The organism is Rhodanobacter sp. G1 (assembly GCF_055397855.1).
Genome location: NZ_AP039674.1, coordinates 609,224 through 621,021, shown reverse-complemented (window position 1 = coordinate 621,021; position 11,798 = coordinate 609,224). Strand labels below are relative to the sequence as shown.

The window sequence follows — 11,798 nt, the reverse complement described above, 5'->3', positions numbered from 1 at the left end:
TCCGCCCAGCGAAACCACACGACCCGACGACTACGGCGGAGGCTGCCCGTGACTTTTTACCCCGACTTGTCCGAAGAGGTTCTGCTCAGGCAACTGGTGGAACTGCACACCTCCCTCCAGACTGAAGGCGTGAAGTGGCCTGCGTGGATGACGACCCATCCCGCAGACGTCCTGAAGGAAAAGAAATTCATCGTTTGCGGCGCGCAATGCCGCCCGGAAATCCGCGTGCTGGCCAAGCACGCCAATGTCGTTGCCATCGTGGACGACGTGGTCACGGGCCGCGGCGGAGAACGGCTCTTTGGTGTGGATGTCATCGATTCCGACGCATGGATCGAATTGGCCCGCGGCGACGACAGCATCGTCTCGATCGTGCTGGTTTCGGGCCCCACCGGCTACCAGCACTTCGTCAAACTTGCCGCCCAGTGGGGGTTGCAGTTGCTGAAGCCCCTGCAGTTCCTGCACCTGCTCAGCGCCTGTGGAATAAGCAGGAACGGCGAGATCGGGCGCTTCTTCTGGTACGGCGAGGAGTTTTTCGACCGTACGCTGGATCGCTTCGACAAGCTCGTAGAGGCGCGCAACCGGCTCGACGATCCGTGGTCGCGCATCACCTGGCTCTGCGTCCTGCTCTACCGCCTCACGCTGAACCCGTTCTTCCTCGTCGCCTGCGCCACGGGCTACAACACAGATCGCTTTTCCTGGAATTCGTACGAAACGAACCGCAGGTTCTTCCAATTCTCGGATAGCGAGGTCTACGTGGACGGTGGCGCATCCACCGGGGATTCGTTGGCGTGGTTCCTGCGCGCCGTGGACGGAAGGTTCAAGCACATCCACACCTTCGAGCCGTCAAGCGAGAACAACCGCCTGATCCGTAAGCTTCTGTCGGACCTGCAGGCGAGTTACCTGGCGTCCCTGCACTCGAAAGTCAGCCTGCACGAGAAGGGCCTGTGGGATTCCGAAACGACGCTGCTGTTCAATCCATGCACGGCAGAGGCGCAAATGGACTCCGTCAGGCTGAACCTGATCGGCAACCCGACGTCCGCCCACATCATTGCCGCCGGAATCGCCGACCACCTCCTCGACGAGCAACAGCAATCGGCGATGTCCGTACGGGTACCGGTGACCGCGATCGACACGGCCACGGATCGCGACGCCACTTTCATCAAGCTCGAAATCGAGGGATCGGAACTCAACGCCTTGCACGGCGCAAGTGAAACCATTGCGCGCAACCGCCCGAAGATGGCGATCTCGATGTACCACAAGCCGGAAGACCTGGAGACGCTGCTCGATTTCGTGCTCGAGACTGGACACGGCTACCGGCTTGGCTTCCGCCAGCACAACCCGTTTTGCCCGGACGCCATGGTGATGTATTGCAGGTGAGGGCTGACAGCGCCGGCCCTCATCTGCGCGCGAGCACGGAAAACACCTCGCCCACCGCGCGGATGTCAGCACCGCTCACCGACGACCCATTGGGCAACACGATGACCTTGCCCGCGACCATATCGGTCTGCGCCAGCGCCTGGCCTTCACGCGCAGGCAAATCGCAGTACGGCCGCATGCGGTGGCAACCGGGCCAGAAGTATTTGCGGGCCAGCACGTTTTCGGCGTGCAGCGCCGCAACGATCTCGTCGCGGGAGGCTGCACAGCATTCGTCCACCTCCACCACCATGTAGTGGTAGCTGTTGCGTTCGCCCGGGTCGTAATCCAGCAGCGCGATGCCGGGGATGCCGGCCAGTGCTTCGCGGTAAGCCGCATGATTGCGCCGATTGGCCGCCACAACCTCGTCGAAACCTCCGAGGTTGCTCAGCCCCATCGCGGCGCAGGCCTCGACCATCTTGCCGTTGGTGCCGGGGTGGATCACGTTGTCGTAGCCGGCGAAGCCGAAGTTGCGCATCAGGCGCATGGCTTCGGCCAGCTCGTCGTCGTCGGTGGTGACCGCACCACCCTCCATCGCGTTGAACGCCTTGGTGGCGTGGAAGCTGAATACCGCGCAGCGGCCGAAGCGACCGATGGGCTGTCCGCGATACGTGCTGTCGAAGGCGTGCGCGGCGTCGAACATCAGGCCCAGCCCGTGTTCGTCCGCGATCGCCTGCAGCGCGTCCACCGGCGCGGCGCGCCCCCACAGGTGCACGCCGATGATGCCGGTGGTGCGCGGCGTGATCATGCGCCGCACGGCATCAGGATCGAGGTTGTGCGTGGCCGGGTCGATGTCGGCGAACACCGGCGTGATGTCCTGCCAGTACAAGGCGTGCGCGGTGGCGACGAACGTCCACGAAGGCACGATCACCTCGCCGGAAAAGCCCAGCGCGCGTATCGCGATTTCCAGCGCGATGGTGCCGTTGCACATCGCCACGCAGTGCTTTACTCCGAGACGTTCGGCGATGCGTTGTTCGAACTCCTGCACCATCGGGCCGTTGTTGGTCAGCCACTGGTTGTCCAGCACCTGCTCCATGCGCCGGAGGAACCCCTCACGGTCACAGATGTTGGGGCGACCCACGTGCAAGGCTTCGGTGAACGCAGGCGGTGCGCCATGGATGGCGAGGTCGGCCTTGCTGCGGATGGACTTGGTGGGCATGGTCGATTCCGGCAACGACTTCCGTGATGGATTCGTGGTCGAACTGGCGCGGATGGTGCGTCAAATTGCCGGCGTCCTGCTATCGGAATACCTGCAGCAGGCCGCCGTCGCGAACCCGCCCGTGCCATGAAGCACATACCGCGCCAATGAACGCCGCCGGATTGGACGCGCGCAAAAGCAAACCGCCCTGGCAGCGCCACGGGCGGTTTGCTCTGGAACGGATACGTATTGGAGCGGCTACTGGATGTAGTTGAACAGGCTCATGCCCTGCACCTTCGCGAAGGTCTGCATGGAAGCCTGCAGGGCGGTGGATTGCAGCGAGAGCTGGCTGATGGCGCTGGCCATGTCGGTGTCCTGCACGCCGGAGAGCACGGTCTGGTAGGTCAGCGTGAGGTTGCTGTAGTTGCTCTGCTGCTGGGTGAGGCGGTTCAGGCGGCCGCCCACGTCGGTCTGGGTGGCGGAAACCTGGTTTTGCGCCTGGTCGAGCGACTCGATCTGCCGGCTCAGCGTATTGCTGAGCTGCGCGTTGTTGCTGCCCGAGTCGTTCAGCGCGTTGATCATGTTGGTCATGGTGGCGAACACGTCCTGGGTCTGGCCAGAGTGCACGCTCACCGTGTCGCCGGCGGCGGGCGTGCCGCTCAGGGCGATGCTCATGCCGTTGAAACTGATGCTGCCGCCGTTCTGGTAGGAGCCGGTGGCCACCGTGGCGTTGCCGTTGTTGGCGTCGGTGGCCGTCCAGTTGCCGGCGGCGTCGAACGTGATCGTGTAGTTCACCGGCCCGGACGCGGTGGCCGCGCTCCAGGCGCTGGTGTTGGTGACGCTGTTGGCGCCCACCAGCAAGGTACCGGTGTTGCCCGCCGCCGCGCTGGCGTCGAACGAGCCGTTGCCGGTCGGGATGTTCATGAACAGCCCGGCGCCCTCGTCGCTATTGGGGAGGCGCAGGCCGCTGCCGATGGCGGTCATCTGGTTGTCGCTGTTGCCGTTGTAGGTCACCGAGCCGTCGCTGTTGAGCACGAACGGCGTGGTGGTGGTGCTGGTGCCGGCGAACAGCGCGTCGTTGTTGGCGTCGCGGGTGTTGGCCAGTTGCACCAGTTGCGCGCGGATCTGGGTGAGCTGCGCGGCCATGTCCTGCCGATCCGCGGTCGACAGCGTGCCGTTGATGCCCTGGATCGCCATCGATCGCGCCTGGTTCAGCAGCGAGTTGAAGGAGTCGAGCGTATTGCTCTCGGTGGAGAGCCGCGCATTGGCATCGTTGATGTTGGCGGTGTACTGCGCGGCGTTGGCCAGCACATGGTTGAGCGACACCACCTCCGTGGCGCCGCCCGGGTCGTCGGAAGGCAAGTTGATGCGCTGGCCGCTGCTCACCTCGTTCTGCGAGGCGGCGACCGCTCCCTGCTGGGTGAGTATGTTGGAGAGCGACTGCTGGTACATCCAACTGGTGGAAATGCGGATCACGGGGCTGCCCTCGGTCAGGCCTGGATGGCGGTGATCAGGCTGGCGAAGATGGTCTGCGAGGTGGAGATCACCTGCGCGGACGCCTGGTAGGCCTGCTGGTACTTGATGAGGTTGGCCGCCTCCTGATCCAGGTTGACGCCGGCCAGGCTCTGCTGGGTGCTGGTCGCCTGGTTGTAGAGGCCGGCCTGGGTGGTGAGGTTGCTGGCCGCCATGCTGCCGGCCACGCCGACCTGGTTGGTCAAGTTGGCGTAGCCTCCCACCACGGTGGTGCGGCCGCCGTCGAGCACGCCCACGTCGACCAGTCCGGCGAGATCCAGCGCGTTGCCGTTGTCGTTGAGGCCGCTGCTGTTCTGCGCCACGGTGAAGCTGTCGCCGTTGGCGGGCGTGCCGCTCAGGTTCAGGCTCCAGCCGTCGAACTGGATCGGCGAGCCGCTGGCGTACGTGCCGGTGCTGGTGTTGCCCGCGCCGTCGGTGACGGAATAGCTGCCGCCCGCGCCGAACGTGACCGTGGCGCCCGCGAACAGGTTGGCGTCGGTACTGTCGGTCACGTCCACCGAACTGACCGTGGCGCCGCCCGTATTGGCGGTGGCGGCCGTGCCCTGCAGCGCCGACGCCGCGGCGATGGCCGACGGATCGTCGGTGGCCAGCGCCAGGCTGCTGGCCACGTTCTGGGTGGGCTTGATCTGGAAACTGTCGCCAACCTGCGCGCTGCCGGATACGGTAAACGTGAGGCCATTGGCCGACAGCGTCCCGTTGGAATTGGCGGTCAGCGCCACGGCGCTGCCGCTGGCGGTGTTGAGCTGCCAGCCGTTCACCGAGGGCGCGGTGCTGCTGCCGGTGTAGGTGAGCGTGTAGTTGTCGTTGGTCAGCGCCGAGAGATCGCTGATGTTGGCGCTCACCGAGGCGCTGCCCAGGTTGGCCTTCAGCGCGGCCACGCTCGGATACGGCACCACGAAGATCGGCTGGCCCTGCGCGCCGGTGAGGTTCAGGCCCTTGGCCTGCTGGTCGTTGACGCCCTGCGCCATCGCCAGCGCGGTGCGGCCCAGCTGGTTCTGCGCCGGATCGAGCGTATTCGTCCGGTACGACAACAGCGCGCCCAACGTGCCGCCGGAAAGGCTGGCCGTGATGTCGGTGCCGCTGGCGTTGAGCACGTCGGTGGTGCCGCTGTCGTAGGGGCTGCTGCCTACCTGGAAGCCGTAGGAATAGCTGCCGCTCACCAGCGTCTGGCCGGAGGTGCTGTAGACGCTCAGCGTGCCGTCGGGCTGCGCGGCCACGGAGATGCCGGTGTCGCCGGCCAGTTGCTTGACCAGGCCGTCGCGCTGGTCGAGCAGGGCGTTGGGCTGGGTGGCGCCGGCCTGGCTGATGCTGGTGTTGAGCGCGGCGATCTGCTTGACCAGCGAATTGATGTCGCCGACGGTGTCGGAAACCTGCGTGTTGATCTGCTGGCGCTGCTGGTCGAGCTGCTGGCCGAGGGTGTTGAAGGTCTGTACCAGGCTGGATGCGCTGCCCAGCAGCGCCTGCCGCACGGACGAATCCTGCGGCGCGTTGGCCACGTTGTTGAAGGCGCCGTAGAAATCGTCCAGCGAGGACTGCAGGTCGCCGCCGTTCTTCAGCAGGCTGTTCAGCGTGGTGTTCAGGTCGTTGGTGGTGCTGGCCCCCTGCATCGAGCTGTAGGTGCCCCACACCGTTTGCGTGAGGTACTGGCTGTAGGCGCGCTGCACCGAAGTCACGTCCACGCCGGTGCCCATGGTGTAGCGGCCGGCGTTCTGGCCCACCTGATCCACCTGCACCACGCTTTGCTGGCTGTAGCCGTCCGTGCCGGCATTGGCAATGTTGTTGCCGGTGACTTTGAGGCCGATCTGGGCGGCGTTGAGTCCCGAAATGCCGATGTTGAGCAGGCTTGACATGGCCTAAACCTCTGGGTAACGCCTATGGGTTCGGCAGGTCGGCCGGATTCTTGAGGGCCGCCAGCGCCTCGCGCATCTGCGGGCTGGCGGCGATGGCGGCGATCTTGGCCGCATAGCCCGGATCGGTGGCGTAGCCGCCGCGCACCAGGGCATTGGCGAAGCCGTGCACGTCGTCGCCGTGGCCGCGCACGCCGGCGTAGCGCGGGTCGCTGGCGATCAGGTTGGCATAATCCTTGAACGACTGCGCCGGCGAGTCGTAGGCGCGGAACTGCGCGTGCCGGCGTACCGCCACGCCGTTCTCGTACTCCAGCGTGGGCACGCTGACCTTCTGGCCGTCCCAGTTGCCGCCGGCCTTGATGCCGAACAGGTTGAAGCTGGTGGAGCCGTCCGCCGCGCGCGGCATGTGCTTGCCCCACTGGGTTTCCAGCGCGGCCTGGGCCAGCACGGTGCGCACCGACAGGCCCAGCTTCTGCGCGGCGGCCTCGGCGTAGGGCGCCAGCGCGCGCACGAATTCCTGCGCGTCCTGCGGCAACCATTTCATCGCGCTGCGGCCCACTTCACGGCCGGCCTCGACCACGTTGGCGAGGCGGCGCTGGAACTGGTCGGCGGTGGCCGGCAGCTGGGTGGGATCGCCGATGCCGTCGGTGTCGTCCTCACCGGCTGTCGCCGCGGGCGAACCGAGGCCGCCGATCGGCGTGCCGGCGCTGGACGTCGGCGCGGCCTGGCCACCCAGCTGGCGTATCAGCATCTGGGCGATGCCCAGGCCCTTGCCCTGGGACAGGGTCACCGAAAGCTGCTGGTCGTACAGGTCGCGATAGGCCTTGCCGGCATCGCTGTCGCCCAGCGCGTTGCCCAGGCTGTCGCTGGCCTCGCGCATGGACTTCAGCATCATCTGGGTGAACAGCGCCTCGAACTGCTTCGCCACCGCGGGCAAGGCCGCCTTGCCGTCCTGCTGCGCCTGCGCACGCAGCTGGTCGAACCCGGACAGATCGGTCCAGGTGTTCAGCGAGACGTTGGCGGACAGGGCGGCGTCAGTCACGTCGGTCGCCCGCTAGATGACCACCAGGTCGGCATGCAACGCACCGGCCTGCTTCAGCGCCTGCAGGATGGAGATCAGGTCGCTGGGCGAGGCGCCCACCTGGTTCACCGCGCGCACGATGGTGTCCAGGCTCACGCCGGGGCCGAACTTGAACATGTGGCCGCCCTCTTCGCTGATCTGCACGTTGCTGGAGGGCACCACCGCGGTCTGGCCCTTGCTGAACGGCGCCGGCTGGCTGACCAGCGGCTGCTCGCCGATGGTGACGGAAATGGCGCCGTGCGCCACCGCTGCGGCGGAGACGCGCACATCCGAGCCGATCACCACGGTGCCGGTGCGCGAGTTCACCACCACGCGGGCCGGCGGGGAGCCCGGCGTCACGTCCAGGCTCTCGATGGCGCCCAGCCAGGCCACCTTCTGCGTGGGATCCAGCGGCACGCGCACGTCCACCGTGCCGCCGTCCACCGCGTGCGCGGTGCCCGTGCCGTAGGTGTGGTTGATCGCGTCCACGATGCGCGAGACGGTGGTGAAGTCCGGCGTGTTGAGGTTGAGCCGCAGGTCGTCGCTGGACGCGAACGAGGAAGCCACGCTGCGCTCCACCGTGGCGCCGTTGGGGATGCGCCCGCTGGCGGAGATGTTCTTCTCCACCTTGGAGCCGCTCTTGCCCTGCGCGCTGATGCCGCCCACCACCACGCTGCCCTGCGCCATCGCGTAGACGTTGCCGTCGGCGCCGCGCAGCGGCGACATCAGCAGCTCGCCGCCGCGGAGGCTCTTGGCGTTGCCGATCGAGGCCACCGTGACGTCGATGGTCTGGCCCGGCTTGGCGAACGGCGGCAGGTCGGCGGTGATGGTCACCGCGGCGGCGTTCTTCAGCTGCGGGCGCACGCTGGCCGGCACGTTGATGCCGAACTGCTGCAGCATGTTCTCCAGGCTTTGCGTGGCGAACGGCGCCTGCGTGGTCTGGTCGCCGGAGCCGTCCAGGCCCACCACCAGGCCATAGCCGATCAGCTGGTTGGAGCGCACGCCGCCCACCGAGGCGAGGTCGCGGATCTTGTCGGCATGGGCAGGGGTGGCGAGCAGGGTGGCCAGCGCGAGGGCAGCCACGAGCTTCACTCCCTCTCCCCGCCGGGGAGAGGGCCGGGGTGAGGAGCGGGTCTTGCGGAAGAGGTTGGACAGGCGACGCTTGATGAAAGTCAAAGCGGCATTTCGCGAGGGTGTCCCCTCTCCCCAACCCTCTCCCCGGAGGGGAGAGGGGGCGAACGCGGTGTGCGGGTTCGCCCGCTCGTGCCTTACGGCAGCCTGCAATGTCATGGGCCCGTGGAGTTTCATTTAGAAGGGCATCCACTTGGAGTTGAAGAAGCGCGACAGCCAGCCTTGCGTGTTGGCGTCGGCCAGCGAGCCGCGGCCGGTGTAGGAGATCTTGGCGTCGGCGACGCGCGTGGAGGGCACGGTGTTGTCCTGGCCGATGTCCTGCGGGCGCACGATGCCGGCGATGCGCACGAGCTCCTGGCCCTGGTTGATGGTGAGCCACTTCTCGCCACGCACCATCAGGTTGCCGTTGGCCAGGCGCTGCACCACGGTGACGGTGATGTTGCCGGTGAGCTGGTTGCTCTGGCTGCTGGAACCGCCGCCGTCGAAGCTGCGGGCGCTGTTGATGCCAACGCCGGCCTTGTTGAAGGTGTGGCCGAGCAGCGAGGGCGCGCCGATGGCGTCCTTGTCGGTCTTGCTGGTGCTGGTGGTGGACTTCTTCACCGCCTGGGTGTTCTCCTCCAGCACGATGGTGAGGATGTCGCCCATGCGGTGCGCGCGCGGGTCGGCGAACAGCTCCATGCTCTGTGCGTCGTGGTAGATCGCGCCGTCGGCCGGCGGCGCGGCGGCGGGCACCACCGGCGGCGTGGCGGCCCACATCGCGTCGTCGCGCGCCTGTTTCTGCATGACGGCGCAGCCGGGCAGCACGACCAGCGCGAGCGCGATGGCGAGGTTGGGGAGGATGGCGATGATGCGCACGACGGCGTGCCTCAGGTCTTGTTGGTGATGGTCTGCAGCATGTCGTCCGCGGCGCTGATGGCCTTGGAGTTCATCTCGTAAGTGCGCTGGGTCTGGATCATGTCCACCATCGCCTCGACCACGTTGACGTTGGACGATTCCAGCGAGCCCTGCAGCAGGGTGCCCAGGCCGTTCAGCCCGGCCTGGCCGGTTTGCGGCGTGCCGCTGGAGGCGGTTTCCAGGTACAGGTTCTGGCCCATGGACTGCAGGCCGGCCGGGTTGATGAAGTCGGCCAGTTGCAGCGTGCCCACCTGCTGCGGCGCGGCCTGCCCCGGCACGGTGGCGCTGATCGTGCCGTCGGTGCCGATGGTGATGCTCTGCGCGCCCTGCGGCAGGGTGATCGCCGGTTCGAGCGGGTAGCCGTCGGCGGTCACGATCTGGCCGTTGGCGTCCTGGTGCAGCGAGCCGTCGCGGGTGTAGGCGGTGGTGCCGTCGGGCATGGTCACCTGCAGGAAGCCGCGGCCCTGGATGGCCACGTCCAGCGCGTTGCCGGTCTGGCTGATCGCGCCCTGGGTGAACATCTTCTCGTTGGCTACCACGCGCACGCCGGTGCCCATCAGCAAACCGGCCGGCGACTGCGTCTGCTCGGTGGTCTGCGCGCCGGGCTGGCCCAGGTTCTGGTACATCAGATCCTGGAACTCCGGGCGCGACGACTTGTAGCCGGTGGTGCTGGCGTTGGCCAGGTTGTTGGAGATGGCGTCCAGGTTCGTCTGCTGCGCATCGAGCCCGGTCTTGGCGATCCAGAGTGAGGAAAACATGGGAAAGCTCCGCTGAGGTTGTTCGGGTTAGCTCGCCTGCAGCAGCTTGAGGCTGGAGTCGGCGTCGTCTTCGGCGGTCTTGATCGAGCGCACCTGCAGGTCGTACTGGCGCGACAGCGCGATCATGCGCACCAGCTCGGCCGAAGGATTGACGTTGCTGCCTTCCAGCGTCTGCGGCGCCAGCAGCACGGTGTCGTCGGCGTCGGCGGTGTCGCCGCCGGCCAGGTGCAGCAGGCCGTCCGAGCCCTTGGAAAGCTGCGTGGGGTTCGGGTTGACCAGCTTGATGCGATCCACCTGGGTGAGCGTGTTCGGCCCCTGCCCCAGCGGCACCGTGGAGATGGTGCCGTCGCCGCCGATCACGATGTTCGCGCTGTCGGGAATAGTGATCGGGCCGCCGCTGCCGATCACCGGATCGCCCTCGGCGTCGGTGAGCGTGCCGTCGGCGGTGAGCTGCAGGTTGCCGGCGCGCGTGTAGGCCTCGCTGCCGTCCGGCGCCTGCACCGCGATCCAGCCCGGGCCGCGCACCGCCACGTCCAGCGCGCGCCCGGTGTGCTGCATCGGCCCCTGGCTTTCGTCGCGGCCGAGGCCGTACGCCACCGCGTTGATGCGGCTGGGCTGGCCCGGCCCCAGCACCGGCAGGCTCTGGAACGCATCCAGCTCGCTCTTGAAGCCGGTGGTGCTGGCGTTGGCCAGGTTGTGGCTCACCACGTCCTGGGCCCGCATCACCTGCGTGGCACCGGTCATCGCGACGTAGAGGGAACGATCCATGACGGCTTACCTCGGCGGCTTTCCGCTTACCGCGACACGGCGTTGAACAGCGTGGTGGCCAGCGTGTTGTCGGTGGACAGCACCTGCGCGTTGGCCTGGTAGTCGCGCTGCGCCTGGATCATGTCCACCAGCTGCGCGGTGGTGTCGCTGGTGTTGGATTCCTCCAGCGCGCCGGACTGGATGGTGCCGTACTGGCCACTGGCGGCCGTGCCCATCACCGCAGTGCCGGAATCGGTGCTGGCCATCCAGCTGGCGCTGCCGAGCTGGCGCAGGCCCTGCAGGTTCTGGAAGTTGGCCATCGCCAGCTGGCCGATCTTGCTGCTCTGGCCGTTGGAGTAGTTGGCGGTGACGATGCCCGCGCTGTCGATGTCGATCGAGGACAGCGCGCCGGCGGTGTAGCCGTCCTGGCTGATGGTGCCGGCGGCATAGCCGGTGCCGTACTGCGTGCTCTTGGCGAAGTTGATCGACAGCGTCTGCGGATTGGCGCCGTTGCCGTAGTTCACCGGGTTGAAGGTGACGATGCCGTTGGCCGGCGTGGTCAGCGCGCCGCTGCTGTCGAAGGTCAGCGCCTGGGTGCCGGCGTTGTTGCCGTCCACGTACAGGTTCACGTTCCAGGTGTTGTTGCCGGTCTTCACGTAGTACGCCGTGGCCTGGTGCGACGAGCCCAGGCTGTCGTACACGGTGAACGTGGCCGACTGGTTGAAGGTGGCCGGGTTGGTGGGATCGAAGGCCAGCGTCGGCACGGTGGCATCGGCCGGCAGGTTGGACGAGATCACCGCCGTGGTGGAGGGCTTGGCCGAGCTTTGCGCGGTGACCAGGTTCAGCGGCGTCAGCGTGCTGCTGTCGAACGTGTTGCTGGCGGCGCTGTAGGGATAGACCTGCAACGCGTCGCCGTCCTCGTTGACCACGTTGCCCGACGGATCCTGGTGGAACGCGCCGGCGCGTGTGTAGGCGTAGCCGTTGCCGGTGTTGACCACGAAGAAGCCGTTGCCGCTGATCGCCAGATCCAGGCTGTTGCCGGTGGTCTGGATGTCGCCCTGCGCGAACTGCTGCGCCACGTCGGTGAGGCGCGTGCCGCTGCCCACCGCGGTGGCGCTGAGGTTGATGCCGGTCACCGCGTAGATGTCCGCGAACTCCGCGCGCGAGCCCTTGAAGCCGGTGGTGTTGGCGTTGGCGATGTTGTTGGCGATCACGTTGAGATCGGACTGCGCGCCGTTCAGGCCGCTGAGCGCTTGATTGAGAGCCATGTTTCGTTC

11 protein-coding genes are annotated in these 11,798 nt (G+C 66.9%); 2 read left to right on the top strand and 9 right to left on the bottom strand.

Annotation, left to right across the window (positions count from 1 at the left end):
* Positions 1–48 precede the first annotated feature (48 nt).
* Positions 49–1,377: an FkbM family methyltransferase gene (locus ACZ5Z2_RS02555; protein ID WP_464760411.1), complete on the top strand. Its 1,329-nt coding sequence runs from the start codon at positions 49–51 to the stop codon at positions 1,375–1,377.
* A gap of 19 nt (positions 1,378–1,396) precedes the next feature.
* Here the strand turns inward: ACZ5Z2_RS02555 and ACZ5Z2_RS02550 are convergent, their stop codons facing one another.
* Positions 1,397–2,572: a DegT/DnrJ/EryC1/StrS family aminotransferase gene (locus ACZ5Z2_RS02550; protein WP_464760410.1), complete on the bottom strand. Its 1,176-nt coding sequence runs from the start codon at positions 2,570–2,572 to the stop codon at positions 1,397–1,399.
* Between ACZ5Z2_RS02550 and ACZ5Z2_RS02545 the strand changes: the two genes are divergently transcribed.
* Complete coding sequence (locus tag ACZ5Z2_RS02545; RefSeq protein WP_464760409.1) at positions 2,565–2,702, top strand: hypothetical protein; 138 nt, start codon at positions 2,565–2,567, stop codon at positions 2,700–2,702. The genes ACZ5Z2_RS02550 and ACZ5Z2_RS02545 overlap by 8 nt on opposite strands.
* Before the next feature lie 107 nt (positions 2,703–2,809).
* Here ACZ5Z2_RS02545 and flgL read toward each other — a convergent pair whose 3' ends face one another.
* The 8 genes from flgL to flgE all read right to left on the bottom strand — a co-directional run bounded on the left by flgL (position 2,810) and on the right by flgE (position 11,789).
* Positions 2,810–4,027 carry a flagellar hook-associated protein FlgL gene (gene flgL / locus ACZ5Z2_RS02540; protein ID WP_464760408.1) on the bottom strand — a complete coding sequence of 406 codons (1,218 nt, stop codon included), beginning with the start codon at positions 4,025–4,027 and terminating at the stop codon, positions 2,810–2,812.
* Between the two features lie 14 nt (positions 4,028–4,041).
* Positions 4,042–5,934, bottom strand: coding sequence for a flagellar hook-associated protein FlgK (flgK, locus tag ACZ5Z2_RS02535; protein WP_464760407.1), 1,893 nt, complete (start codon positions 5,932–5,934; stop codon positions 4,042–4,044).
* Between the two features lie 22 nt (positions 5,935–5,956).
* Positions 5,957–6,973, bottom strand: a complete 1,017-nt coding sequence (flgJ, locus tag ACZ5Z2_RS02530; protein ID WP_464760406.1) for a flagellar assembly peptidoglycan hydrolase FlgJ — start codon at positions 6,971–6,973, stop codon at positions 5,957–5,959.
* 12 nt (positions 6,974–6,985) lie between these two features.
* Positions 6,986–8,083, bottom strand: coding sequence for a flagellar basal body P-ring protein FlgI (locus ACZ5Z2_RS02525; RefSeq protein WP_464760405.1), 1,098 nt, complete (start codon positions 8,081–8,083; stop codon positions 6,986–6,988).
* A gap of 216 nt (positions 8,084–8,299) precedes the next feature.
* The gene (gene flgH, locus ACZ5Z2_RS02520) at positions 8,300–8,905 is read right to left on the bottom strand and encodes a flagellar basal body L-ring protein FlgH (RefSeq protein ID WP_464761649.1); all 606 of its coding nucleotides are present in this window, start codon (positions 8,903–8,905) and stop codon (positions 8,300–8,302) included.
* Between the two features lie 83 nt (positions 8,906–8,988).
* Positions 8,989–9,774: a flagellar basal-body rod protein FlgG gene (gene flgG, locus ACZ5Z2_RS02515; protein WP_464760404.1), complete on the bottom strand. Its 786-nt coding sequence runs from the start codon at positions 9,772–9,774 to the stop codon at positions 8,989–8,991.
* A gap of 27 nt (positions 9,775–9,801) precedes the next feature.
* A complete protein-coding gene (flgF, locus tag ACZ5Z2_RS02510) occupies positions 9,802–10,542 on the bottom strand; it encodes a flagellar basal-body rod protein FlgF (RefSeq protein WP_464760403.1) in 741 nt (246 codons plus the stop codon).
* Positions 10,543–10,568: 26 nt separating this feature from the next.
* The gene (gene flgE / locus ACZ5Z2_RS02505) at positions 10,569–11,789 is read right to left on the bottom strand and encodes a flagellar hook protein FlgE (protein ID WP_464760402.1); all 1,221 of its coding nucleotides are present in this window, start codon (positions 11,787–11,789) and stop codon (positions 10,569–10,571) included.
* Positions 11,790–11,798: the final 9 nt, after the last annotated feature.